Origin of the sequence: Pseudonocardia sp. Ae331_Ps2 (assembly GCF_001932405.1) — a bacterium.
Taxonomy (GTDB): domain Bacteria; phylum Actinomycetota; class Actinomycetes; order Mycobacteriales; family Pseudonocardiaceae; genus Pseudonocardia.
Map to the genome: position 1 here is coordinate 4676879 of NZ_MCIM01000001.1, position 23830 is coordinate 4700708.

The 23830-nt window shown below is 74.1% G+C and carries 21 protein-coding genes and 1 riboswitch; of the genes, 19 read left to right on the plus strand and 2 right to left on the minus strand.

All coding sequences use genetic code 11. From position 1 onward, the window contains the following. Window positions 1-28: 28 nt before the first annotated feature. Window positions 29-307 (minus strand): DUF1490 family protein, encoded by a 279-nt coding sequence (locus Ae331Ps2_RS22090; RefSeq protein WP_226362629.1) that lies wholly within the window; start codon window positions 305-307, stop codon window positions 29-31. Between the two features lie 288 nt (window positions 308-595). Between Ae331Ps2_RS22090 and Ae331Ps2_RS22095 the strand changes: the two genes are divergently transcribed. The 3 genes from Ae331Ps2_RS22095 to Ae331Ps2_RS22105 all read left to right on the plus strand — a co-directional run bounded on the left by Ae331Ps2_RS22095 (window position 596) and on the right by Ae331Ps2_RS22105 (window position 5225). Continuing rightward, a complete protein-coding gene (locus tag Ae331Ps2_RS22095) occupies window positions 596-1345 on the plus strand; it encodes a YebC/PmpR family DNA-binding transcriptional regulator (RefSeq protein WP_075306718.1) in 750 nt (249 codons plus the stop codon). A 131-nt stretch (window positions 1346-1476) separates the two neighbouring features. Continuing rightward, entirely contained in the window at window positions 1477-4272 is a 2796-nt protein-coding gene (polA, locus tag Ae331Ps2_RS22100; protein WP_083695858.1) for a DNA polymerase I, read from the plus strand. A gap of 128 nt (window positions 4273-4400) precedes the next feature. Next, window positions 4401-5225, plus strand: a complete 825-nt coding sequence (locus Ae331Ps2_RS22105; RefSeq protein ID WP_075329683.1) for a transposase family protein — start codon at window positions 4401-4403, stop codon at window positions 5223-5225. 139 nt (window positions 5226-5364) lie between these two features. Here Ae331Ps2_RS22105 and Ae331Ps2_RS34355 read toward each other — a convergent pair whose 3' ends face one another. Further along, complete coding sequence (locus Ae331Ps2_RS34355) at window positions 5365-5436, minus strand: putative leader peptide (protein ID WP_369804874.1); 72 nt, start codon at window positions 5434-5436, stop codon at window positions 5365-5367. Between the two features lie 454 nt (window positions 5437-5890). Beyond that, a riboswitch (SAM riboswitch) is annotated at window positions 5891-5983 on the plus strand. A gap of 260 nt (window positions 5984-6243) precedes the next feature. Between Ae331Ps2_RS34355 and Ae331Ps2_RS22110 the strand changes: the two genes are divergently transcribed. The 16 genes from Ae331Ps2_RS22110 to Ae331Ps2_RS22185 all read left to right on the plus strand — a co-directional run bounded on the left by Ae331Ps2_RS22110 (window position 6244) and on the right by Ae331Ps2_RS22185 (window position 23744). Then, entirely contained in the window at window positions 6244-7257 is a 1014-nt protein-coding gene (locus Ae331Ps2_RS22110; RefSeq protein ID WP_075306716.1) for an isopenicillin N synthase family oxygenase, read from the plus strand. Then, window positions 7254-8537, plus strand: coding sequence for an O-acetylhomoserine aminocarboxypropyltransferase/cysteine synthase family protein (locus Ae331Ps2_RS22115; protein ID WP_075306715.1), 1284 nt, complete (start codon window positions 7254-7256; stop codon window positions 8535-8537). The genes Ae331Ps2_RS22110 and Ae331Ps2_RS22115 overlap by 4 nt, the downstream gene beginning before the upstream one ends. Continuing rightward, entirely contained in the window at window positions 8534-9385 is an 852-nt protein-coding gene (locus Ae331Ps2_RS22120) for an alpha/beta fold hydrolase (protein ID WP_075306714.1), read from the plus strand. The genes Ae331Ps2_RS22115 and Ae331Ps2_RS22120 overlap by 4 nt, the downstream gene beginning before the upstream one ends. Then, entirely contained in the window at window positions 9382-10884 is a 1503-nt protein-coding gene (locus Ae331Ps2_RS22125; RefSeq protein WP_075306713.1) for an ABC transporter substrate-binding protein, read from the plus strand. The genes Ae331Ps2_RS22120 and Ae331Ps2_RS22125 overlap by 4 nt, the downstream gene beginning before the upstream one ends. Before the next feature lies 1 nt (window position 10885). Continuing rightward, the gene (locus Ae331Ps2_RS22130; RefSeq protein WP_075306712.1) at window positions 10886-11836 is read left to right on the plus strand and encodes an ABC transporter permease; all 951 of its coding nucleotides are present in this window, start codon (window positions 10886-10888) and stop codon (window positions 11834-11836) included. Further along, window positions 11833-12702 carry an ABC transporter permease gene (locus Ae331Ps2_RS22135; protein WP_249265571.1) on the plus strand — a complete coding sequence of 290 codons (870 nt, stop codon included), beginning with the start codon at window positions 11833-11835 and terminating at the stop codon, window positions 12700-12702. Before Ae331Ps2_RS22130 ends, Ae331Ps2_RS22135 begins: the two co-directional genes overlap by 4 nt. Then, window positions 12699-13493, plus strand: a complete 795-nt coding sequence (locus Ae331Ps2_RS22140) for an ABC transporter ATP-binding protein (RefSeq protein ID WP_075306711.1) — start codon at window positions 12699-12701, stop codon at window positions 13491-13493. Before Ae331Ps2_RS22135 ends, Ae331Ps2_RS22140 begins: the two co-directional genes overlap by 4 nt. After that, on the plus strand, window positions 13490-14266 hold the full coding sequence (locus tag Ae331Ps2_RS22145; protein WP_075306710.1) for an ABC transporter ATP-binding protein: 777 nt from the start codon (window positions 13490-13492) through the stop codon (window positions 14264-14266). Before Ae331Ps2_RS22140 ends, Ae331Ps2_RS22145 begins: the two co-directional genes overlap by 4 nt. Then, entirely contained in the window at window positions 14263-15288 is a 1026-nt protein-coding gene (locus tag Ae331Ps2_RS22150) for an LLM class flavin-dependent oxidoreductase (protein WP_075306709.1), read from the plus strand. The genes Ae331Ps2_RS22145 and Ae331Ps2_RS22150 overlap by 4 nt, the downstream gene beginning before the upstream one ends. Then, on the plus strand, window positions 15288-16259 hold the full coding sequence (locus tag Ae331Ps2_RS22155; RefSeq protein WP_075306708.1) for an LLM class flavin-dependent oxidoreductase: 972 nt from the start codon (window positions 15288-15290) through the stop codon (window positions 16257-16259). The genes Ae331Ps2_RS22150 and Ae331Ps2_RS22155 overlap by 1 nt, the downstream gene beginning before the upstream one ends. Continuing rightward, window positions 16256-17536 (plus strand): LLM class flavin-dependent oxidoreductase, encoded by a 1281-nt coding sequence (locus Ae331Ps2_RS22160; protein WP_075306707.1) that lies wholly within the window; start codon window positions 16256-16258, stop codon window positions 17534-17536. The genes Ae331Ps2_RS22155 and Ae331Ps2_RS22160 overlap by 4 nt, the downstream gene beginning before the upstream one ends. Then, window positions 17533-18855 (plus strand): LLM class flavin-dependent oxidoreductase, encoded by a 1323-nt coding sequence (locus tag Ae331Ps2_RS22165; protein WP_075306706.1) that lies wholly within the window; start codon window positions 17533-17535, stop codon window positions 18853-18855. The genes Ae331Ps2_RS22160 and Ae331Ps2_RS22165 overlap by 4 nt, the downstream gene beginning before the upstream one ends. After that, window positions 18852-19895 (plus strand): P1 family peptidase, encoded by a 1044-nt coding sequence (locus tag Ae331Ps2_RS22170; protein WP_075306705.1) that lies wholly within the window; start codon window positions 18852-18854, stop codon window positions 19893-19895. Before Ae331Ps2_RS22165 ends, Ae331Ps2_RS22170 begins: the two co-directional genes overlap by 4 nt. A gap of 122 nt (window positions 19896-20017) precedes the next feature. Continuing rightward, window positions 20018-21043 (plus strand): LLM class flavin-dependent oxidoreductase, encoded by a 1026-nt coding sequence (locus Ae331Ps2_RS22175; RefSeq protein ID WP_075306704.1) that lies wholly within the window; start codon window positions 20018-20020, stop codon window positions 21041-21043. Continuing rightward, window positions 21040-22371 carry an NtaA/DmoA family FMN-dependent monooxygenase gene (locus tag Ae331Ps2_RS22180; protein ID WP_075306703.1) on the plus strand — a complete coding sequence of 444 codons (1332 nt, stop codon included), beginning with the start codon at window positions 21040-21042 and terminating at the stop codon, window positions 22369-22371. The genes Ae331Ps2_RS22175 and Ae331Ps2_RS22180 overlap by 4 nt, the downstream gene beginning before the upstream one ends. Next, entirely contained in the window at window positions 22368-23744 is a 1377-nt protein-coding gene (locus Ae331Ps2_RS22185) for a PLP-dependent cysteine synthase family protein (protein ID WP_075306702.1), read from the plus strand. The genes Ae331Ps2_RS22180 and Ae331Ps2_RS22185 overlap by 4 nt, the downstream gene beginning before the upstream one ends. Window positions 23745-23830: the final 86 nt, after the last annotated feature.

Consider the following 23830-nt stretch of genomic DNA (forward strand, 5'->3'; position numbering starts at 1 on the left):
CTCGCTCGTCGTGCCCGGAGGACCGGGATCAGTGCTCGTGGCCGTGCCCGTGCCCGTTGCCCGGCGCGGGGGCCTCCTCGCCGATGCGGCCGCGGGCCTCGGAGACGATGTCGGCGGTCGCCAGGCGGGCCTTCTCGGCGCCGGTCTCCGCGGCGCGGGCGCCCTTGAGGCCCCAGGTGGTCACCGAGACGGCGGCCTCGCGGACGGCGCCGGAGCGTGCGACCTTCTTGACGCCGTCGTAGGCGACCGCGCCGGCCAGCCCGCTCACGACGAGCCCCACGGCCTTGCCTGCCACTGCTCCGAACACGTGCGCTCCTCTCGCGACCGGCGCCCGGTGCAGGTGCCGACAACGGTTGTCAGAGTAGTCCTCGCCGGGTTCCCGACGGGACGTGGTGGCGAACCATAGCGGTTCATGCATGTGTCCTCGTGGGGCGGGGTCTGCTCGGGCCCGACCCGGCGCGGAGCCGCGTCGTCGGTAGCATTGACGGGTTCCCGCAGGTCGGCCCGACCGCAGCTCGCGCTGCGGGGCGTCGGACCTGCCCCTCACCGCGCGTCGTGTGCGTGGTGCGAGCACGAGAGGTGGGCAGACGAGCCGATGAGCGGTCACTCCAAGTGGGCGACGACCAAGCACAAGAAGGCCGTGATCGACGCCCGCCGCGGCAAGATGTTCGCCAAGCTGATCAAGAACATCGAGGTCGCGGCCCGGACCGGCGGCGGTGACCCCGACAGCAACCCGACGCTCTACGACGCCATCCAGAAGGCGAAGAAGAGCTCGGTCCCGAACGACAACATCGACCGTGCGGTCAAGCGTGGTTCGGGTGCCGACGCCGGTGGCGCCGACTACCAGACGATCACCTACGAGGGCTACGGCCCGAACGGGGTCGCCGTGCTGGTCGAGTGCTTGTCCGACAACCGGAACCGGGCGGCGACCGAGGTCCGGACCGCGATGACCCGCAACGGCGGCACCATGGCCGACCCGGGGTCGGTGGCGTACCTGTTCAACCGCAAGGGCGTCGTGGTGCTGCCGAAGGCCGACCTGTCCGAGGACGACGTGCTGATGGCCGTCCTCGACGCCGGCGCCGAGGAGGTGAACGACCTCGGCGACAGCTGGGAGGTCGTCTCGGAGCCGACCGACGTCGTCGCGGTGCGCACCGCGCTCCAGCGCAGCGGGATCGACTACGACTCCGCCGAGGCGGTCTTCGTCCCGTCGATGCAGGTCGAGCTGGACGCCGAGGGCGCGAAGAAGGTCTTCAAGCTGATCGAGGCGCTCGAGGACTCCGACGAGGTCCAGAACGTCTACGCCAACTTCGACGTCTCCGACGAGGTCATGGCCGAGGTCGGCTGAGCGGCGCGTCCCGTCCCGGTGCGGTCGTCCCCCTCGTGGGGCGGCCGCACCGTCGTCTCCGGGGCCGGCCCGTCCGGGAGCCGACCCGCGGCCGCGTTCACTGTCGGGGGTCGGTTCTAGACTCGCCGCCGATGAGCACAGCGACGCAGGGCACCCAGAAGTCGGCCTCGGCGAAGAAGAAGGCACCGGCGAAGCCGCGCCTGTTGCTGCTCGACGGCCACTCCCTGGCCTACCGGGCGTTCTTCGCGCTGCCCGCGGAGAACTTCCGCACCGGAACCGGGCAGACCACGAACGCGGTCTACGGCTTCACCTCGATGCTGATCAACCTGCTGCGCGACGAGGAGCCGACCCACCTCGCGGTGGCCTTCGACGTGTCCCGCACGACCTTCCGCTCCGAGCGCTACGCCGAGTACAAGGCGAACCGCTCGTCGACGCCGGACGACTTCCGCGGCCAGATCGACCTCATCAAGGAGGTCCTGGGCGCGCTGAACATCCCGGTCTTCGCCGTCGACGGGTACGAGGCCGACGACCTCATCGCCACCCTCGCCACCCGGGCCGAGGCGCGCGGCTTCCAGGTGCTCATCACCACCGGGGACCGTGACGCGTTCCAGCTGGTCACCGACGACGTCACCGTCCTGTACCCCAAGCGCGGCGTGTCCGACCTCGGCCGGATCGACCCGGCCGAGGTCGACAAGCGCTACGGGCTCACCCCGACCCAGTACCCGGACTTCGCGGCGCTGCGCGGCGACCCCTCGGACAACCTGCCCTCCATCCCCGGGGTGGGGGAGAAGACCGCGGCCAAGTGGGTCCGGGAGTTCGGTTCGCTCGCGGAGCTGACCGACCGGGTCGACGAGGTGAAGGGCAAGGCCGGGGACAACCTGCGGGCCAACCTGGCGAACGTGCTGCTCAACCGCCAGCTCACCGAGCTGGTGCGCGACGTCGACCTCGGCGCCGACCCCGAGGAGCTCGAGCTGCGCCCCTGGGACCGGGACGCGGTGCACCGCCTGTTCGACGAGCTGGAGTTCCGGGTGCTGCGCGAGCGGCTGTTCTCCACGCTGTCCTCCGCCGAGCCCGAGGCCGAGTCCGTCTTCGAGGTCGCCGGCGAGGTCGTCGCCCCCGGCGCGGTGCGGGCCTGGCTGGACACCCACGCCCGCGACGGCCGTCGCGTCGCGGTGAGCTTCGCCGGGGTCACCGGCCCGATCGCCGGGCGCGACCTCGACGGGATCGCGCTCGCCGCGGGTGAGCCGACGGTCGAGCAGCGGGCCGCCGGCGCAACCGCGGGCGTCCCGGCCGCCGGCTACCTCGCGCTGACCGGCCTCACCCCGGACGACGAGGCGGCGCTGGGCGACTGGCTCGCCGACCCGTCCGTGCCCAAGGCCGCGCACGACGTGAAGCCGGTGCTGCACGCGCTGCGTGCGCGGGGCTGGACCCTGGGCGGGCTGACCAGCGACACCGCGCTCGCCGCGTACCTGGCCAAGCCGGGGCAGCGGACCTTCGACCTGGCCGACCTCGCGCTGCGCTACCTGCGTCGCGAGCTGCGCACCGAGGAGCCCGCCGACGGTCAGCTGTCGCTGCTGGGCGGCGAGGAGGAGGCCGACGCCCGGGCCGCCGAGCAGGAGATGCTCGCGGCCTCGGCGATCGCCGAGCTCGCCGACGCCCTCGACGCCGACCTCGCCGAGCGGGGCGGCAGCGAGCTGCTGGCCGACCTCGAGCTGCCGCTGGCGTTCGTACTGGCCGACTGCGAGGCCGCCGGGATCGCCGTCGACGGCGAGACCCTGTCCGACCTGGAGTCCGACTTCGGCACCCAGGTCCGGGAGGCCGCGCGGCAGGCCTACGAGGTGATCGGCAAGGAGATCAACCTCGGCTCGCCCAAGCAGCTGCAGGTCGTGCTGTTCGACGAGCTGGAGATGCCCAAGACCAAGCGCACCAAGACCGGTTACACCACCGACGCGGACGCGCTGGCGAGCCTCTACGCGCAGACCGAGCACCCGTTCCTGCAGTTCCTGCTGCAGCACCGCGACGCGACCCGGCTGAAGGTGACCGTCGACGGGCTGATGAAGTCCGTCGCCGAGGACGGCCGGATCCACACCACGTACTCGCAGACGATCGCCGCGACCGGCCGGCTGTCCTCCACCGACCCGAACCTGCAGAACGTGCCGATCCGCACCGCCGCCGGGCGCCGGATCCGGGACGCCTTCGTGGTCGGGTCCGCGCCGGACGGCACGCCGTACGCCGAGCTGCTCACCGCGGACTACAGCCAGATCGAGATGCGGATCATGGCGCACCTGTCCGAGGACGCCGCGCTGATCGAGGCCTTCCGCTCACAGCACGACTTCCACGCCGAGACCGCCGCCCGGGTCTTCGGCGTCGCGGCCACCGAGGTGACGCCCGAGCAGCGCGCCAAGATCAAGGCGATGAACTACGGCCTGGCCTACGGGCTGTCGGCCTACGGCCTGTCCGGGCAGCTGCGGATCTCCACCGAGGAGGCGAAGGGGCTGATGGACGACTACTTCGCCGGGTTCGGCGGAGTGCGCGACTACCTCGCGGGAGTCGTCGACCAGGCCCGCAAGGACGGCTACACCGCCACCATCCTCGGGCGGCGGCGCTACCTGCCCGACCTCACCAGCGACAACCGTCAGCGCCGGGAGATGGCCGAGCGGATGGCGCTCAACGCCCCGATCCAGGGCAGCGCCGCGGACATCATCAAGGTCGCGATGCTCGGGGTGTACCGGGCGTTGCAGGCCGAGGGGCTGCGCAGCCGGATGCTGCTGCAGGTGCACGACGAGCTGGTCCTCGAGGTCGCCGAGGGTGAGCGCGAGGCCCTGGAGGCACTCGTTCGTCGGGAGATGGCGGCCGCGGCGGACCTGTCGGTGCCGCTGGAGGTGTCGGTCGGGTCCGGCCGCAGCTGGGACGCCGCGGCGCACTGAGGTGTTCTCAGTAGCGGGGTGGCAGGTCGTGGCGACACGCCGAGGGTGGTGAGATGAGCGGGAACGGGGCAGGACCCCGGTAGATCGGTTCGGTCCAGCACAGATCGACACCGTCACCGAGGTCCTGCATGTCTGATCCTGTCACCTACACCGCTGTCCTCCCGATCGGGGAGCGCACCGTGGCCTATCTGGCGCGGCTCCTGGTCCTTCAACGCCGTCGACGTGGCACCCGGCGGCGGGCGTTGACCCCGTTCGCCCAGGCAGTGCTGGTGATCCGCTGGTTCTGTGATGCTACCCGGGTCCGATGTTTGGCCGGTGACAACGCGATCAGCACTGCAACGGCCTACCGTTACCTGCACGAAGGCATCGACGTCCTCGCCGCGGCCGCACCCGGCCTGCACGGAGCCCTGCTCGCCGCCCGCACAGCCGGGCACACCCACGTGAATCTCGACGGCACCCTGATCGCCACCGACCGGTGCCGCGCGCTCGGCCTCACCCCCGGGGTCGACCTGTGGTGGTCGGGCAAGCACCGCCGCCACGGCGGGAACATCCAGGTCCTCACCGCACCTGATGGATGGCCGCTATGGACCAGCGACGTGCGGCCGGGCCGCGAGCACGACACCCGCTGCGCCCGTACCCACCCCGGGCTGCTCGAGGGCCTGGCCGCGTTCACCGACGACACCCACGCCGCGCTGGGCGACCTCGGCTACGAAGGCGAAGCCGACCGGCTCACCGTGCCCATCAAACCCGTCCCCGGCCGCGGGCAGACGGTCAACCAGCGCACCGTCAACACCCTGCACTCAGCCCTTCGTGCTCTGGCCGAACGCGGAAACGCCCTGCTCAAGACCACCTTCGCCGCGTTGCGGCGAGTCACGCTATGTCCCTGGCGCACCGGCGCGATCACCGCAGCTGCGCTCGTACTACTCCACACCGAGTACGACCGCACGACATGATCAACCCGCTACTGAGAACACCTCAGTGAGCGACCGTCACGAGAAGTGTCGGCCGAGATGGGGGTATCAGCAGGCAGCGGCCAGAGAAGGCGGCTCGCGCCGCAGGCCGGTCAGGCTCTGCGGGAACAGCTCGGAAAGATCAACAGACCGAGGAGGAGACGCGACAGAAATCGACGTGTGCGCGCGATGTCAGCGGCAGTCGAATCGTCACGCCGCGACGCTAACCGACGCGCAGTAGTTGGGGCAACCGTCGAGTATGTGCGGCGCGCCTCACCTCGATTCGGTGAAGCTGTTCCGGTGATCGGGCTTCCTGTTCGGTCGGAGTCACCCGAAGATCGGCAGCGGGTATCGCTCTCGGATCACGGGTACCTCGCGGGCCGGGACGGCGACGAGCCACGAGAACTTGTCGGGCGCACCGCGGGTGACAGCGTGACTGCGCGGATGGCACCTCGACGCCCCGGAGGACACGGGATGGTGGGACGGGTCGTCGTGGTCGGGGGCGCCGCGCGGCACCGCTGGCGAACTCACCGCACTCGCGGAGCGGCTGGGAGGGATGTCGGCACGTGGCCGGCTGGCCTGCCGTCCGGACGTCTGCGCCGTTCAGCGAACGGGTCTGTGGGCGGGATCGGCTTGACATCGGGTGCGGCGCGGAGGTTGGGTGAAGTCGTCCATCCAGAGCGGCCGAGAGAACCGGCTCGACGACGCCGCAGCAACCACGTCCCCACGGGCGCAGGTGCTTCCGCCGGAAGCGATGGGGGAGCCGTGCGCCAGTGGATCCGGGGTGTCTGGTCCCGGCGTCGGCACGTGGACTACTGCCGGACGGGGACCGCGCTCTGTCGGTGAGGACCGACCTCGACCCGCCCGTCCTCGGCGAGCTGGTCGTCGCCGAGGTCGCGCACCGCCCGGCCGCCGCGCGGTCCGTTCTGCTGCGGACCCCGCGGGTGCGTCCGGCTGTCTGACTCGTTCCCGTCCTGCCGATCTGTCGACAGACCGGCGGGACACGACACGTGAGGTCGCCATGACCGACACCCTCCCCGTGATCGACCTCTCCCGCTTCCGCGCCGGCCCCGGCGAGCGTGCCGCCGTGCTCGCCGAGCTGCGCTCCGCGGCGCGGGAGGTCGGCTTCTTCTACGTGACCGGACACGGAGTCCCGGACGAGGTCACCGCCGGGATCGACGCGCTGGCGCGGCGCTTCTTCGCGCTGCCCGTCGAGCAGCGGCTGGAGATCGAGAACGTGCACTCGCCGCAGTTCCGCGGTTACACCCGCACCGGTACCGAGCACACCGGCGGCACCGCGGACTGGCGCGAGCAGATCGACATCGGCCCCGAGCGGGAGCCGGTGACCCAGGGCCCGGGCGACCCGGACTGGGTCCGGCTGATCGGGCCCAACCAGTGGCCCACCGCGCTGCCGGAGCTGCGCGAGACCGTGCTGACCTGGCAGGCGGAGGCGCTGCGGGTCAGCCGCGAGGTGCTGCGCGCGCTCGCCGCCGCGCTCGGGCAGGACGAGGGCTACTTCGACGCGTGGTTCGACGAGGAGTCCTCCCTGCACGTCAAGATCGTGCGGTACCCCGGGCGCCCGGAACCGGACTCGGACCAGGGCGTGGGTGTCCACAAGGACTACGGCTACCTCGCGCTGCTGCAGCAGGACGCGGTCGGCGGACTGCAGGTCGAGGGCCCGGACGGGCGCTGGATCGACGCCACCCCGGTCCCCGGTGCGTTCGTGGTCAACATCGGCGAGATGCTGGAGATCGCCACCCAGGGCTACCTGACCGCGACCCGGCACCGGGTGGTCAGCCCGCCGGTCGGGGTGGACCGCTTCTCGGTGCCCTTCTTCCTCGGCCCGCGGCTCGACGCCGTCGTCGAGCCCCTGGAGCTGCCCGCCGAGCTGGCGGCGCAGGTCCGCGGGGTCAGCGAGGACCCGGACAACCCGCTGCACGCCCAGTTCGGGGAGAACGCGGTCGTCGGATGGCTGCGCTCGCACCCGCGGGTGGCCGAGAAGTACTGGTCGGACGTGCTGGCGAGGCGCGCGTGACGTCGTTCGCCACGAGGCAGCTGCACGCGGGGGCGGTCCCCGACCCCGCCACGGGCGCCCGGGCGGTCCCGATCTACCAGACCACCTCCTATCGCTTCACCGACAGCGCGCACGCCGCGGCCGCCTTCGCGCTCGAGGACCTGGAGAGCCACGCCTACACCCGGCTCTCCAACCCGACGACCGCGGTGGTGGAGGAGCGGCTGGCCGCCCTCGAAGGGGGCGCCGCGGCAGTGGCGGTGAGCAGCGGGCAGGCGGCGACGTCGCTGGCGCTGCTGAACCTGGCCCGCGCCGGGGACCACGTGGTCGCCGCGGCGAGCCTCTACGGCGGCACTCATACCCTGCTCTCCTCGACCTTCGCCGACCTGGGGATCTCGGTGACCTTCGTCGAGGATCCCGACGACCTCGACCAGTGGCGGTCCGCGATCACCGCGCGGACCCGGGCCCTGTTCGGCGAGAGCATCGGAAACCCGCTGGGCAACGTCCTGGACCTCGCCGGGGTCGCCGCGGTCGCCCACCAGGCCGGGCTCCCGTTCGTCGTCGACAACACGGTGCCCACCCCGTACCTGCTGCGCCCGATCGAGCACGGGGCGGATGTCATCGTGCACTCGACGACCAAGTTCCTCGCCGGACACGGGACCGCGATCGGGGGGATCGTGGTCGACTCCGGGCGGTTCGACTTCGGCCGCCATCCCGACCTCTGGCCGGGGCTCACCGCACCGGACCCCACCTACGGCGGCCTGTCCTTCCACGCGCAGTTCGGTCCGCTCGCCTACGCCCTGCGGCTGCGGACCCGGCTGCTGCGCGACCTCGGTCCCGCGCCCTCGCCGTTCAACGGGTTCCTGCTGCTGCAGGGGATCGAGACCCTCGACCTGCGACTGGCCCGGCACGTCGAGAACACCCAGGCCGTGGCCGAGTTCCTGGAGGCGCACCCGGCGGTGGAGGCCGTGCACTATCCGGGTCTGCCGTCGAGCCGCTGGTTCGAGGCCGGTCGCCGGTACCTGCCCGCGGGCGCGGGCGCCATCGTGGCGTTCGAGATCCGCGGGGGCCGCGAGGCGGGCGCCCGGTTCGTCGACGGGCTGCGGCTGTTCACCCACCTGGCGAACATCGGTGACGTCCGCAGCCTGGCCATCCACCCGGCGTCGACCACCCATGCCCAGCTCGACCCGGCGGCCCAGCTCGCGAGCGGGGTCACCCCCGGCCTGGTCCGACTGTCGGTGGGCATCGAGGGGATCGCCGACCTGCGGGCGGATCTCGAGCACGCTCTGGAAGGGCGAGAATGAGCACGACGGTCGTCTGGCACCAGGAGTCCCGGCTCGCGGGTCGGCGGGGTGAGCTGCACGTTCACCGCTGGTCGCCCGCCGAGAGCCCGCGGGCGGTGCTGCTCCTGCTGCACGGGCTCGGCGAGCACGCCGGGCAGTACGCCTCGCTCGCCGAGACCGCCGCCGGGGAGGGGATCGAGACCTGGGCCCCGGACCAGGCCGGACACGGTCACAGCGCGGGGGTCCGGGTGCTCGTCGAGTCGGTCGACTACCTGGTGGCGGATGCCGAGACCGTCCTCGCCGAGGCGCGGCGCAGCAGGCCCGGGCTGCCGGTCATGGTGGTCGGGCACTCGCTCGGCGCGGTCGTGGCGGCCCTGCTCGTCGGCGAGATCCGGGGCCGCGGACGCGCCGACCCGGCCGCGGACGTGGCCGGGCTCGTGCTCACCGGATCCGCGCTGCGCGGCGGTCCGAGCCTGCCGCCCGGGATCGACCCGTGGCTGCTGCGCAAGGACCCCGGCGAACTCGTGCGCGATCCGGACCAGGCCGCGCGGGTGCGAGCGGACCCACTGGTGTGGGCGGGCGGGCTGCGCCGCGAGACCCTGTCCGCGCTGGTCGCGGCCACCGCCCGCACCGCGCCGCTGCTCGCCGAAGGCGCGCTCGACCACCTGCCGGTGCTGCTGCTGCATAGCGAGGCGGACGACCTCGCCCCGGTCGCGGGCGCGCGTGAGGTGGCGGCCGCGCTGCCCCGCGGGCGGATCGTGACCTACCCCGAGGACCGGCACAACGTGCTGCACGAGCTCGACCGCGCGACCGTCCACGCGGAGCTGCTGCGCTTCGCGCACAACCTGATCGGAGCATCGCCCGCATGAGACTGGCCCGACTCGTCCCCGCCGCGGCTGCCGTGCTGCTGCTCGCCGCCTGTGGTGGTGGGCCCGCCGAGAGCGCGGCGCCGAGCACGGACACCACCGTCGACGTCCGACTGGTGCTGGAGCCCACCAGCCTCGACCTGACGACGGTGTCGGGCGCGGCCCTCGAGCAACTGCTGCTCGACAACGTCTACCAGGGACTGCTCACCCGCTCGCCCACGGGCGAGGTCGTCCCGCTGCTGGCGCGGGAGGTGCAGACCTCGGCGGACGGGCTCACCTACACCTTCCCGCTGAAGCCGAACCTGACCTTCGCCGACGGCTCCCCGCTCACCGCGGCGGACGTCGTGTGGTCCTACCAGCGGGTCCTCGCGCCGGACTCGAGGAACCCGAACAAGAAGGACTTCGCCGCCGTCGCCGGGGTGTCCGCCCCGGACCCGAACACCGTGGTGCTCACCCTGTCGAAGCGGGACGCCAACCTCACCTACGCGCTCACCAACCGGGCCGGCGCGGTGTACAAGACCGGCACCGACCCGGCGAGCCTGGCCGCCACCACGAACGGCAGCGGCCCCTACACCGTCGCGCAGTGGAACCGCGGCTCCACGATCACCTTGGCGCGCAACGAGAACTACTGGGGCGAGAAGGCCAAGGTCGCCTCGGTGGTGCTGCACTACATCCCCGACCCCAACGCCGCCAACAACGCGCAGCTGACCGGTGAGACGGACGTCGAGACGGCGGTCCTGCCGACCCTGGTGAGCACCTTCGCGGGCCGCGAGGGGCTGCGCGTCGCCGAGGGGATCACGTCGGACAAGTTCGTCCTCGGGTTCAACAACTCCCGCGGTCCGCTCGCGGACCAGCGAGTGCGCTCGGCGATCCGGCAGGCCATCGACAAGAAGGGGCTGCTCACCATCCTCGGCGGGGCGGGCCAGGTGATCGGCAGTGGGGTGGCGCCGACCGACCCGTGGTTCTCCGACCTCACCGCGATCGACCCGTACGACCCGGAGGCCGCCAAGCGGCTGCTGGCCGAGGCGGGCGTGGGCAGCGGGCTCACGCTGTCCCTGCAGGTCCCGAACATCTACCCGGAGACCATCGGCACGTACGTGGCCTCGCAGCTCGCGCAGGTCGGGATCACGGTGAACGTTCAGCCGGTCGAGTTCGCGACCTGGCTGGACAAGGTCTTCACGCAGGCCGACTACGACCTGAGCATCGTCGACCACGCCGAGGCCCGGGACATCGCCAACTACGCCAACCCGCAGTACTACTGGCGCTACGACAGCCCGGTGGTGCAGGACCTCGTGGCCCGCGCGGGGACCGCGGCGAGCGACCGGGAACGGGACGACCTGTACAAGCAGGCGGCCCGGCAGATCTCCGAGGACGCGGCGAGCGACTGGCTCTACAACCCGGGCGCCCGCACCGTGATCCGCGACGGGGTGGAGGGCTTCCCGACCAGCTCGACCAGCTCGCGGCTGGACCTGTCCGCCCTGTCCGCCACGGAATCGTCGTGACGTGATCGCCTTCCTCGTGCGCCGCACGGTGCTCCTGCTGCTGTCGCTGCTGGTGGCGAGCCTGCTCGTGTTCGGCCTGCTACGGCTGCTGTCCGGGGACATGGCGCAGGTGGTCGCGGGGGTGCAGGCCACGCCGGAGCAGGTAGAGCTGCTGCGCCAGGAGCTCGGGACCGACCGGCCCTGGGTGGTGCAGTACCTGGACTGGATCGGAGGCGCTGCGACCGGGGACTTCGGCCGGTCGGCGCTGTCCGGGGTGTCGGTGTCCGCCGAGCTGGGCGCGAAGCTGGCCGTCACGGCGCCGCTCGTCGCGGGCTCGATCCTGCTGTCCGTGCTGGTGGCGGTCCCGCTCGGGGTGCTCGCCGCGGTCCGGCACCGCAGCCGGGTCGGCCTCGGCATCACCGCCGTGTCCCAGCTCGGGATCGCGCTGCCCACGCTGTGGGTGGGGCTCGTGCTGGTGATCGTGTTCGCGGTGCTGCTGGGTTGGCTGCCCGCGCAGGGCTTCCCGACGGCAGGCTGGGCGCAGCCGGGTCGGGCGCTGCGCAGCCTCGTGCTGCCGTGCGTCACGCTCGCGCTGGCCGAGGGCGCGGTGCTGCTGCGGTTCGTCCGCACCGCCACGCTCGGCGTGCTGCACCAGGACTTCCTGCGCACCGCACGGGCGACCGGACTGACCCGCACCGGCGCGTTGCTGCGCCACGGCCTGCGCAACGCCGCCCTGCCCGTGGTGTCCGTCCTCGGGCTGCAGGCGGCCGCGCTCCTGGTCGGCGCCGTCGTCGTCGAGCGGGTGTTCTCGCTGCCGGGCGTCGGGTCGATGCTGCTGACCGACGTGGGAAACCGGGACCTGGTCAAGGTCCAGGGCGAGGTCCTGCTGCTCACCGGTGCCGTCCTGGTCATCGGATTCCTGGTCGACGTCGGGCACCGGCTGGTCGATCCGCGGCTGCGGGTGGCCCGGTGAACGGCCCGGTGAACAGCCCGGTGGACAGCTCGGTGATCCGGCGGGTGCTGCGCGAGCCGGGGGGTGCGATCGGCGCCGCCCTGGTCGGTCTGCTCGTGCTCTCCGCGCTGGTCTCGCTCGTGTGGACGCCCTTCGACCCCACCCTGGTCGACCCGGCTGCGGCGTGGGCCCCGCCGCTGACCGGCGGGCACCCGCTCGGGGCGGACGGCAGCGGGCGGGACCTGTTCAGCCAGCTCCTCGCCGGCGCCCGGATCACGGCGGCGTCGGCGCTCGCCGCGACGGTGGTCGCGGGCGTCGTCGGGGTGGGACTGGCCGCGGCGGTCGCGGTCGGGCGGCGCAGTGGCGACGTCGTCTCGCACCTGATCGACGTCCTCGTCGCCTTCCCCACGCTGCTGCTGGCGATGGTGCTCGCCGCGGTCTACGGCGGCTCGGTGGCCACGGCGGTGGTGGCGATCGGTATCGGCACCGGGGTGAACGTGGCCCGCGTCGGGCGCGCGGAGATGAGCTCGGCGCTCGGGACCGACTACGTCCTGGCGGCGCGGGCGAGCGGCGCCTCCACCTGGCGGATCGTGCGCACGCACGTGCTGCCGAACGTCGCCCCCGTGCTGCTCGTCCAGCTCTCCCTCACCCTGGCCCTCGCCGTGCTGGCCGAGGCCGCGCTGTCCTACCTCGGGTTCGGCACCCCGCCGCCCACCCCGTCGTGGGGCCGGATGCTGCAGGACCTGCAGCAGTACGTGACCGTCCACCCGTGGGCCGTGTTGTGGCCGGGCCTGGCGATCACCGCGGCCGTGCTCGGGTTCTCCCTGGTCGGCGACGCGCTCCGGGACGTCACCGATCCCCGGCTGCAGCGGGAGGTGGTCGTGTGACCCTGCTGGAGATCACCGACCTCACCGTGCGGTTCGGTGACCGTCCCGTGGTCGACGGGGTGTCGCTGCACCTCGGCGCGGGGGAGCGGCTGGGGCTGATCGGTGCCTCGGGGTCGGGGAAGTCGCTCACGGCGTTGGCCGCGGTCGGGCTCGCGCCCGAGGAGGCGGTGGTGAGCGGGAGCGTGCGACTCGACGGGCGGGAGATCCTCGGGCTGCCCGACGGCGAGCTGGCGCCCCTGCGGGGCGGCTCGGTCGGGGTGGTGTTCCAGGAGCCGCAGACCGCGCTGGACCCGTTGATGCGGGTGGGGAGCCAGGTCGCCGGACCCGTTCGGCGGCTCCGCGGCACACCTCGTCGGGCGGCGGCCGAGCGGGCGGTGGAGCTGCTGACCGCCGTCGGGCTACCGGACCCCGAGCACCTCGCCCGCGCCTACCCGCACCAGCTCTCCGGGGGCCAGCGCCAGCGCGTCGGGATCGCGATCGCGCTGGCGGGCGAGCCCGCGCTGCTCATCGCCGACGAGCCGACCACCGCGCTCGACGTGACCGTGCAGGCCGACATCCTCGCCCTGCTGGACCGGCTGGTCCGTGAGCGCGGCACGGCGCTGCTGTTCATCAGCCACGACCTGGCCGTGGTGGCCCAGGTCGCCGACCGGGTCGCGGTGCTGGCCGAGGGCAGGCTCCGCGAGGAGGGTCCGCTCGCCGAGGTGTTGCGCGCCCCCGCGGCCCCCGCGACCAGGGCCCTGCTCGACGCGTACCGGGCGAGTGCCTGGAACCCGCAGGAGGTGCGGCCGTGATCCTCTCCGCTCGTGCGCTGGAACGCCGCTACCCCCTGCCGCGCACCCGCGTGCTCGGGCCCCGCCGCCACCGGGAGGCCCTGCGCGGGGTGGACCTGGACGTCGGCGAGGGCGACGGCAGCACCGGGATCGTCGGGGAGTCCGGCTCCGGCAAGTCCACCCTGGTCCGGCTCCTGCTCGCGCTCGACCGCCCGGACGCGGGCACCCTCATCCACCGCGGCACGCCCGTGGTGCGGGCGGGCCGGGACTTCCGCCGGGACGTCCAGGTGGTCCTGCAGGACCCGTTCGCCTCGCTCGACCCGCGGATGCGGGTGGCCCGGATCGTCGCCGAGCCCCTCGAATGCCTCGACGTCCCGGGCGACCACCGGGCACGGGTGCGGGAGCTCCTCACCGCGGTCGGACTCGGTCCCGAGGCGGCGGACCGCTACCCGCACCAGTTCTCCGGCGGGCAGCGGCAGCGGATCGCGATCGCCCGCGCGCTCGCTCCCGGCCCGCGGGTGCTGGTCGGCGACGAGCCGCTGTCCGCGCTCGACGTCGCCGTCCGGGTACAGGTCATGGACCTGCTGCGGGGACTGGCCGCGGACCTGGGGCTCTCACTCGTGCTCGTCTCGCACGACATCGGCGCCGTGGCGCGGCTGTGCCGGCGGATCGTGGTGCTCCACGAGGGCCGGATCGTCGAGCGCGGGGACACCGCCGAGGTGCTCGCCGCCCCGCGGGACCCGTACACCCGACGGCTGCTCGCGGCCGTCCCGACCCTGCCGGAGCTGCGATGAAGCTGGGCTTCCTCACCCACGTCCACGGCCCGGGCCGGCCCGCGGCAGACGTCTACCGGGACGTCGTGGACACGGTCGTCGCCGCCGAGGAGCTGGGCTTCGACTCCGCCTGGATCGCCCAGCACCACCTGCGCGGGGACTACGGCAGGCTGCCGTCGCCGCTGCTGGTGCTCGCCGCGGCGGCCCAGCGGACCCGGCGGATCCGGCTCGGCACCGCGGTGACCGTCCTGCCCCTCGAACCCCCGCTGCGGCTCGCCGAGGACGCCGCCGTGCTCGACGCCCTGTCCGGCGGCCGCGTCGAGCTCGGGCTCGGCAGCGGTGGCGCGAACCAGGACGCGTTCGGCGCCTTCGGGGCCCGCGTCGAGGACCGGCACGCCCAGTTCGACGAACGCCTCGCCGTGCTGCGCGCGGCCCTGCGCGGCGAGCCGGTGGTCGAGGGGCTCGCCGAGGCGGGCCTGCCCGGGGGCGCGGCGAGCACCGCGGTCCTGCAGCCGCCCGCGCCGGGGCTGGCCGACCGGCTCTGGCAGTCCACGTCGGACCCGAGCCGTGCCGCCGCCGTCGCACGGGCGGGGGACGGGTTGCTGCTCGGCACGGCCACCCACGATCCCGAGACCGTCCAGCGGCCCCTCGCCGAGGCCTACCGGGCCGCGCTCACCGGGCCTGGTCGGGTGGCCGCGGTCCGCGCGGTGTTCCCGGCCGCGGACCGGGCCACCGCACGCGACGACCTCGCCCCTGCCCTCGACGTGCACCGCCAGGCGTTCGTGAGGCACGGGCTCACCGAGCTCGCGGAGTTGACGACCGACCAGTACCTGCGCCGGATCAACGTGCACCTCGGTGCCCCGGACGAGATCGTGCTCGGCCTCGCCCGCGACCCCGGCCTGGGTGATCTCGTGGACGAGCTGGTCGTCGTCGTGTCGCACGAGCGGTCCGAGGTCGCCGCGGACATCGCGCGGCTGGAGGTCGTGGCCCGTGAGATCGCGCCCGCCCTCGGCTGGAGCCCGGCCCGCGAGGCGGTGGCCTGATGCGCCTGGGCTTCCTCACCCACGTCCACGGCGACGAGCCCGCTGGCGCGCTGTTCGCCGGGGTCGTCGAGCTGTTCGTCGCCGCGGAGGAGCTCGGGTACGACACCGGCTGGGTCGCCCAGCACCACCTCCAGCCCCGCTACGGGCGGCTCCCGTCGCCGCTGGTGCTGCTCGCCGCCGTCGCCGAACGCACGCACCGGATCCGGCTCGGCACGGCCGTCAGCGTGCTGCCGCTGGAGGACCCGCTGCGCCTCGCCGAGGACGTCGCCGTGCTCGATGCGCTCTCCGGAGGCCGACTGGAGCTCGGCCTCGGCTCCGGCGGGCCCAGCGCCGCCGAGTTCGCGGCGTTCGGCGCCGTGGCCGCCGACCGGCGTGCCGACTACGACCGCGCCCTGCCCCGGCTGGTGAACGCACTGGCCGGACGCCCGCTGCCCGGCTCCGGCGGCCTCGTCCTGCAGCCGTCCAGCGACCGGGCGGGCAGGCGGCTGTGGGAGTCGTCCACCCGGGTCGACACGGTCGCGGCGGGCGCCGCCGCCGGGCGCGGGCTGCTGCTCGGCGTGGGACCGCACGACCTGGTCCAACGCGAGCTCGCCGAGACCCACCGCGCGCACTGGCGCGGCACCGGCCCCGCGCCGATCGCCGCCGTGCGCGGGATCTTCCCGGACCGCGACCGCCGGGCCGCCCGCGAGCGGCTCGCCCCGGACATCGCCCGCTACCTGCCGCACCACGTCGCCGCGGGCTGGGCCCGCGAGGACACGTCGATCGAGGAGCTGCTCGCGTTGATGAACGTGCAGTACGGCACGCCGGACGACATCGTCGAGGGCCTGGCCGCGGACGCGGTGTTCCGGCCGCACGCCACCGACCTGATCGCCGCGGTGCAGGCCGAGAGCACCTCGCTCGCCGAGGCCCGCCGCGGCCTGGAGGTGCTCGCGACCGAGATCGCGCCGCGGCTGGGGCGGGTGGCGGCGTGAGCCGGCACCTCGGCCTCGGGGCCCTCGTCCACGGCTCCGGCGGGCACATCGCGGGGTGGCGCCACCCCGACGCCCGGCCGGACGGGCAGCTGGACCTCGGGTTCCACGTCGAGCTCGCGCAGACGCTGGAGCGCGGCGGGTTCGACGCGCTGTTCGTCGCCGACGTCGTCGCGATCTGGGGCGAGCACCTCGACTCGCTGCACCGCACGGGGCGGGCCGAGCACTTCGAGCCGTTGACCCTGCTCTCGGCGTTGAGCCAGGTCACCGAGCGGATCGGGCTCGTCGCCACGGCCACCACGACCTACCACGAGCCCTTCCACCTGGCCCGCAAGTTCGCCTCGCTCGACCACCTCTCCGCGGGCCGGGCGGGCTGGAACATCGTGACCTCGGTGGTGCCCCTGGAGGCGGCGAACTTCGGCCGCGACAGCCATCTCGAGCACGGCGCCCGCTACGCCCGCGCGGCCGAGTTCGTCGACGTCGTCGAGTCGCTGTGGGCGAGCCTGGACCCGTTGCGGGACAAGGAGTCCGGCCGCTACTACGAGCCCGCGGGGCTGCGGCTCACCGAGCACGAGGGCGAGCACTTCCGGGTCCGCGGACCGCTGAACGTCTCGCGGCCGCCGCAGGGTCGCCCGGTGCTGTTCCAGGCCGGCTCCTCGGAGACCGGCAAGGACTTCGCCGCCCGCTACGGCGAGGTCGTGTTCACCGGGCAGCCCGACGCCGCCGCTGGCAAGGCGTTCGTCGACGACCTGCACGCCCGGGTCCGCCGGCACGGCCGCGACCCGGACCGGGTGCGGGTGTGGCCGCTGGTGTCCCCGCTGGTCGCGCCCACCGAGACCGAGGCCCGGGCGAAGGCGCGGGCGCTGCTCGACCTGCTGCACGACGACGTCGCCCGCCGCCTGGTGCAGGACAACATCGGCGACGTCGACCTCACCGGGTACGACGTCCACGGCCCGCTGCCCGACATCCCCGACACGAACCGCTCGAAGTCCCGGCGGGACGGCATGCTGGCCCTGGCGCGGCGGGAGAACCTCACGATCCGCGGCCTGGCCGAGCGGTTCTCCGGCGGCACCCTCGCGGGCACCCCCGAGCAGATCGCCGACCACCTCGAGGAGTGGTTCCACGCCGGGGCGGCGGACGGGTTCATGGTGTCCTTCCCCTACCTGCCCGGCCCCGCCGTCGACTTCGTCGAGCAGGTGGTGCCGGAGCTGCGCAGGCGCGGCCTGGTCCGCGACGGGTACGCGGGCACCACCCTCCGCGACCACCTGGGGCTCACGTGATCCACCTGAACGCCTTCCTGAAGCCGCCGGGGGAGTACCTGGCGGCCTGGCGCCACCCCGACTCCCCGGCCGACGGCGGGGTGAACATCGCGCACGTCCGGTCCCTGGCGCGGACCGCCGAGGCCGCCCGGTTCGACGCCGTGTTCCTCGCCGACCTGGTCGGTGTCCCGCTCGCTGACGCGGACGTGCTGAGCCGGGTCTCGGTCGTCAACGACTCCTTCGAGCCCACCACCCTGCTGGCCGCCCTGTCCGCGGTGACCACCCACATCGGACTGGTCGCGACGGCGTCGACCACCTACAACGAGCCCTACCACCTCGCCCGCACCTTCGCCTCGCTCGACCACCTCTCCGGCGGCCGTGCCGGGTGGAACCTCGTGACCTCCCTGAACGACGGCGAGGCCCGCAACTTCGGCCTCGACGCGCACGTCCCGCACGAGCAGCGTTACGCCCGCGCCGAGGAGTACGTCGACGTGGTGCGCGGGCTGTGGGACAGCTTCGACGACGACGCCTTCCTCCACGACCAGGCCTCCGGCCGCTACTTCCGGCCCGAGGCGCTGCACCGGCTCGACCACCGCGGCGCCCACCTCGCCGTGGCCGGGCCGCTGAACATCGCCCGCCCACCGCAGGGGCATCCGGTGATCGTGCAGGCCGGGGCGTCGGAGGCGGGGAAGGCACTGGCCTCGCGGGTCGCGGACGTGATCTTCACCAGCCCCGCGGACGCGGCGGCGGGCCGCGCCTTCCGCGACGAGATCCGCGAGCGCGCCGCCGCCCACGGCCGGGACCCCGACCACGTGAAGATCCTCCCGGCGCTGTCCACGATCACCGGGCGCAGCCGGGCCGAGGCCGAGGAGAAGGCGGCGCGGATGCGCGCGCTGCTGCACCCCCGGGTCGCCCTGGAGGACCTCGGCTACTGGCTCGGCGGGGTCGACCTCACCGCCTACCCGCTGGACGGGCCGTTGCCGGAGCTGCCGCCGTCCAACCAGAGCCGCAGCACCCAGGCCCGGGTCCTGGAGCGTGCCCGCGCCGACGGGCTGACCATCCGGCAGCTCGCCCAGCAGGTGGCGGACGACGACCGGACGCTCGTCGGCACCGGCACGGACATCGCCGACCACATCGAGGAGTGGGTGCGCGCGGGAGCCGCGGACGGCTTCAACGTGATCTTTCCCTACCTTCCGGGCACGCTCGACGACTTCGCCTCGCTGGTCGTCCCCGAGCTCCAGCGACGCGGCCTGCACCGCACGGAGTACCGCGGCCGGACCCTGCGCGACCACCTGGGTCTGCCCCGACCCGCCACCCACCGATCCCGGGAGAACCGATGACCCGCCCCGGCCACCACAACGCGCTCACCGACGTTCCCGGTGTGCTCGTCGGGCACCACGGGCGGGCAGAGGACGGCTGGTTGAGCGGGACCACCGTGGTCGTGCTCCCCGACGGCGGCGCGCTGGCGGCGGTCGACGTGCGCGGCGGCGGCCCGGCGACCCGGGAGACCGCGGCGCTCGCCCCCGGGTTCGGCGGCGCGCGGGCCGACGCGGTGGTCCTGACCGGGGGCAGCGCCTACGGCCTCGCCGCCGCGGACGGCGTGCAGGTCTGGCTGGAGGAACGGCGGGGCACCCCCGACGAGCCGTGGGTGCCGCTCGTGCCGACCGCGGCGCTGTTCGACCTCGGCCGCGGCGGCGAGGTCACGGCCCGCCCCGGCCCGGACTTCGGGCGGGCCGCGGCCGAGGCCGCGAGCGGCGGCCCGGTCCCGCAGGGCACGGTCGGCGCCGGAACCGGGGCGGTCACCGCGGAGATGAAGGGCGGCGTCGGCACGGCCAGTGCGGTGCTCCCGGGTGGCGCCGTGGTCGGGGCACTCGCCGTCGTCAACGCCCACGGGTCCACCGTGGACCCGTGGAACGGGCTGCCGCACGCCGCGGCACTGGGTGCGGACGGCGAGTTCGCCCTGCGCACCCCGGACACGCTGGAACACACGGCCGCCCGTCGGGCGCTCGCCGAGCCGGGCCGGCCCGCCGCGGGACTGCAGCTGCCGAACACCGTGATCGGCGTGGTGGCCACCGACGCCCCGCTCGACCACGTCGCGCTGTGCAGGGCGGCGGAGGCGGGCCACCGGGGGATGGCCCGGGCCGTCCATCCGGTGCACGGCCCGAGCGACGGCGACACGGTCTTCGCCCTCGGCGTCGGTCCCGTGGGCCCCGCCGATCCCGCGCTGCTGGCGGCGGTGACGCACGCGGCGGAACGGACCTTCGCCCGCGCGATCGTCCACGCCGTCCTGGCCGCCACGTCCGTGACCACGCCGTTCGGTCACATCGCCTCCTACCGTGAGCTCTATCCGCAGGCCACCGCGGCACTGGCGGCGCCCTGAGTGATCGGCCGTCGGCCCCGGATCAGGCGCGCTCGGGGTGCCGGGCGAGCCCTCGCCCTCGTCGTCGCCACCGTGGCGTCGGCTCTCGACCGACGACGGGTCACCGTCGTCTCGGAGGTGTCATGACCAGCTTGTTCGCGGCCGTCGAACTCGACGGCGACGGTGCCCACCCCGCCGCCTGGCGGTGGTCGGGCCGTCCACCCGGCGCCGTCCTCACGGGCCGGGCGCTCCGCGACGCCGTCCACACCGCCGAGTCCGCCGGCGTCGCCCTCGTGACGTTCGCCGACTCACCCCTCCCGCCCAGCAGCGGGCTCGACGCCGCCAGCCGGCTCGAGGCGGGGACCCGGGCCGCGTTCGTCGCCACGACCACGCGGACGGTCGGGCTCGCGCCCACCCTGCACGTCGCCACGACGGAGCCGTTCCACCTGGCCACCCAGCTGGCCGCGCTCGACCACGCGACGCGCGGCCGAGCGGGGTGGGTCGTCGGCACCGCGAACGACGCCGCGTCGGCCGCCACGATCGGCGCGGTGCCCCTCGATCCCGACGCTCTGGCGCGGGAGACCCGGGACGTGATCGACACCGCCCGCGCCCTCTGGGACTCCTGGGAGGACGACGCGGTGATCCGCGACCGGACGAGCGGTCGCTACCTGGACCCGGACCGCGTCCACCACGTCGACGCCGTCGGGGCCCGGTTCACGGTGAAGGGGCCGTTGATCACCCCGCGGCCGCCGCAGGGTCAGATCGTGGTCCTGGCCGCCGCGGAGCTGGAGCTCGGGGCCCGGGCGGACGTGGCCCTGGTCGGGCAGCCGCACCGCGCGGACGCGCCGCTCACCGTGCTGGACCTGGAGGTCGTGCTCGACGCCGACCGCCCCGCGGCGGACCGGCTCGCGGAGCTCGACGCGGAGACCCGGTGGGAGCCGACCGGGCGGCTCCGGCACGTCGGGTCGGTCGACGCCCTGGTCGCACTGCTCCGCGAGCTCGACGGGGTGGTGGACGGCGTCCGGTTCCACCCGGCCGTCCACGCCGTGGACCTGCCGATACTGCAGTCCGAGGTGCTGCCGCTGCTGCGGCGGCCCGCGGGGGCGACCCTGCGCGAGTCCCTCGGTCTGCCCCGCCCCACCAACCGTTTCGCCGGGAGTCGTCCATGACCGGGAACCGGCCCAGGATCCACCTGGGAGTCTTCTTCACCGGCGTCGGCCCGCAGCTGGTCTGGGCGGACGACCGCGCCGCCCCGCAGATGGAGATCCAGACCTTCGTCGACCTCGCCCGGCTGCTGGAGCGCGGCCTGTTCGACGCCTTCTTCCTCGGTGAGGGTCTGCGGGTGCGGGAGAACCGGGGTCGCGTCTTCGACCTCGACGTCGCGGGCCGCCCGGACGCGATCACCCAGCTCTCCGCCCTGGCCGGCGCGACGGAACGCATCGGGCTCGTCGCCACCCAGAACACCACCTACAACGACCCGGCCGACCTCGCCCGCCGGCTGGCCAGCCTCGACCTGCTCTCCGACGGACGCGCGGGCTGGAACATCGTGACCACCGACAACGCCTGGACCGGGGAGAACTTCCGGCACGGCGGCTGGCTGCCGCACGAGCGTCGCTACGAGCGGGCCTCCCAGTTCGTGGAGGCGGCCACGGCGCTCTGGGCCGGCTGGCAGCCTGACGCGATCGCCGGCGGCAGGAGCTGGGCCCGGCCCGGTTCGATCGAGCCGATCGAACGGCACACCGACCTCGTCGAGTTCAGCGCGGTCCCGACACTGCCCGCGAGCAGGCAGGGCCGGCCGGTGTTGTTCCAGGCCGGGGACTCCGAGGGCGGCCGCGAGCTCGCGGCGCGGCACGCGGACGTCGTGTTCTCGGCCCACACCGGTTTCGACGAGGCCGCCGCGTACGCCGCCGACCTGCGGGAACGGCTCGCGCGCCACGGCCGCTCGGCCGACTCGCTGCGGATCCTGCCCGGGGCGAGCGTGGTCCTCGGCGAGACGCCCGAGGAAGCGGCCGACAAGGCCCGCTGGGTACGCGAGGAGCAGGTCACCGGGCCCCGCGCGCTGGCCTTCTTCGAGCAGTACTGGGGCACCGACCTGTCCGGCTACGATCCCGACGGCCCGTTGCCGGACATCGCCGCGAGCGACGCGGAACTCGACCCTTCGCGCGGCACGATCGCCATCGAGCGGCGCTCGGGGAAGCTCGCGCTGATCCAGTCCTGGCGAGACCGGGCGGAGGCCGAGAACCTGTCGATCCGGCAGCTGGCCCTGGCGGTCACTCCGGGCCACCCGGCGTTCGTCGGGACGCCCGGCGCCATCGCCGACGAGTGGGCCCGCTACGCCCGCGAGCGGGTGGTCGACGGCTTCAACCTGCTGCCCTACCTGGTGCCGGACGCACTCGTCGAGATCGTCGACACGCTCGTACCCGCGCTGCAGGAGCGCGGCGTCTACCGCACCGAGTACGAGGGCACCACCCTGCGCCACCACCTGGAGCTGCCATGATCCACGACTCCGTCCTCGACCTGGTCGGCGGCACCCCGCTGGTGCGGCTGGGCAGGCTGACCGCGGGGCTCGGCGCGTCCGTGCTCGTCAAGATCGAGTACCTCAACCCCGGCGGCTCGGTGAAGGACCGCGCCGCGCTGGAGATGGTGCGCGCGGCCGAGGCGTCCGGGGCGCTGCGGCCCGGCGGCACGATCGTGGAGGGCACCTCCGGCAACACCGGCACCGGGCTGGCACAGGCTGCCGCGGCGCTCGGGTACGGGCTCGTCGTGGTGCTGCCGGACACCATCGCCGACGAGAAGGTCGACGTGCTCCGCGCGTACGGCGCCGAGATCGTCCGGACGCCGGGGCGGCTGCCCCGCGAGCACCCCGAGTACGTGGCCAACCTGTCGGCTCGGATCGCGGCCGAGCGACCCGGTGGCTGGAAGGCGAACCAGTACGACAACCCGGCCAACCCGGCCGCGCACCACCGCACCACCGGACCGGAGATCTGGGCGGCCACGCAGGGTCGGGTCACCCACTTCGTCGCGGGCATCGGGACCGGGGGGACGATCACCGGCACGGGAAGGTACCTGAAGGAGGTCGGCGACGTGACGGTCGTCGGCGCCGACCCCGTGACCTCGGTCTACAACGGCGGCGACGGCAGCCCGTTCCTCGTCGAGGCGGCCGGCCACTACCTCCACCCGGATACCGAGGAGGACGTGTGGCCGGAGTCCTACGACCCCGCCGTCGTCGACCGGATCGAGGCTGTCCCGGACCGGGAGTCGGTGCTGACCACCCGACGGCTGGCCCGCGAGGAGGGGATCCTCGTGGGCGGGTCGGCGGGGCTGGCGGTCGCCGCGGCGCTGCGGGTCGCCCGCGGCCTCGGGCCGGACGACGTCGTCGTCGCGCTGCTGCCGGACTCCGGTCGCGCCTACCTGTCGAAGTACCACTCGGTGGACTGGCTGCGCCGCTCCGGCTTCCTCGACGACGACCGCCCCGACCTGCTGGCCGAGCGGGTCGCGGGCGGGCCGGTCGTCACCGTCACCCCGCGGACGACGCTGCGCGAAGCGGTCGTCCTGGCCCACGAGGTGGGCGACGGCCAGCCGGTGCTACCGGTCGTGCTCGCCGGGCGCAGCCCGCGCTTCGCGGCCTCCGCCGCGGAGATTCTCGGCGGGCTGGACACGGCTCGGCTCCGCGCCGGGCTCGTGCCGGGAGACCCGGACGCCCCGGTCGGCGTGCCCGCCGGACCACCGCCGGTCACGGTCGGCACGGGCGAGACGGTCGCCGAGGCGCTCGCCCGGACCGACGGCGCCGAGATCCTCCACGTCGTGCGCGACGGCAGGCTCGCCGGCGTGCTGTCGCGCGCCACCCTCACCGCGGGAGCGTCCGCATGAGGCCCCGCTCCTCGCCGTCCGTCCTCGGCCACTCCCGTGCCCGTGTCGGGATCGCGCGGTGGTGAGGTGTCCATGTGGCGCTCCGG

What these genes read in the sequence shown, in the direction of transcription:
- Ae331Ps2_RS22180 (WP_075306703.1), top strand. Translation starts at nt 21,040, where the DNA reads ATGACCGGGAACCGGCCCAGGATCCACCTGGGAGTCTTCTTCACCGGC.
- Ae331Ps2_RS22120 (WP_075306714.1), top strand. Translation starts at nt 8,534, where the DNA reads ATGAGCACGACGGTCGTCTGGCACCAGGAGTCCCGGCTCGCGGGTCGG.
- Ae331Ps2_RS22185 (WP_075306702.1), top strand. Translation starts at nt 22,368, where the DNA reads ATGATCCACGACTCCGTCCTCGACCTGGTCGGCGGCACCCCGCTGGTG.
- Ae331Ps2_RS22155 (WP_075306708.1), top strand. Translation starts at nt 15,288, where the DNA reads ATGCGCCTGGGCTTCCTCACCCACGTCCACGGCGACGAGCCCGCTGGC.
- Ae331Ps2_RS22170 (WP_075306705.1), top strand. Translation starts at nt 18,852, where the DNA reads ATGACCCGCCCCGGCCACCACAACGCGCTCACCGACGTTCCCGGTGTG.
- Ae331Ps2_RS22125 (WP_075306713.1), top strand. Translation starts at nt 9,382, where the DNA reads ATGAGACTGGCCCGACTCGTCCCCGCCGCGGCTGCCGTGCTGCTGCTC.
- Ae331Ps2_RS22105 (WP_075329683.1), top strand. Translation starts at nt 4,401, where the DNA reads ATGTCTGATCCTGTCACCTACACCGCTGTCCTCCCGATCGGGGAGCGC.
- Ae331Ps2_RS22110 (WP_075306716.1), top strand. Translation starts at nt 6,244, where the DNA reads ATGACCGACACCCTCCCCGTGATCGACCTCTCCCGCTTCCGCGCCGGC.
- Ae331Ps2_RS22095 (WP_075306718.1), top strand. Translation starts at nt 596, where the DNA reads ATGAGCGGTCACTCCAAGTGGGCGACGACCAAGCACAAGAAGGCCGTG.
- polA (WP_083695858.1), top strand. Translation starts at nt 1,477, where the DNA reads ATGAGCACAGCGACGCAGGGCACCCAGAAGTCGGCCTCGGCGAAGAAG.
- Ae331Ps2_RS22175 (WP_075306704.1), top strand. Translation starts at nt 20,018, where the DNA reads ATGACCAGCTTGTTCGCGGCCGTCGAACTCGACGGCGACGGTGCCCAC.
- Ae331Ps2_RS22150 (WP_075306709.1), top strand. Translation starts at nt 14,263, where the DNA reads ATGAAGCTGGGCTTCCTCACCCACGTCCACGGCCCGGGCCGGCCCGCG.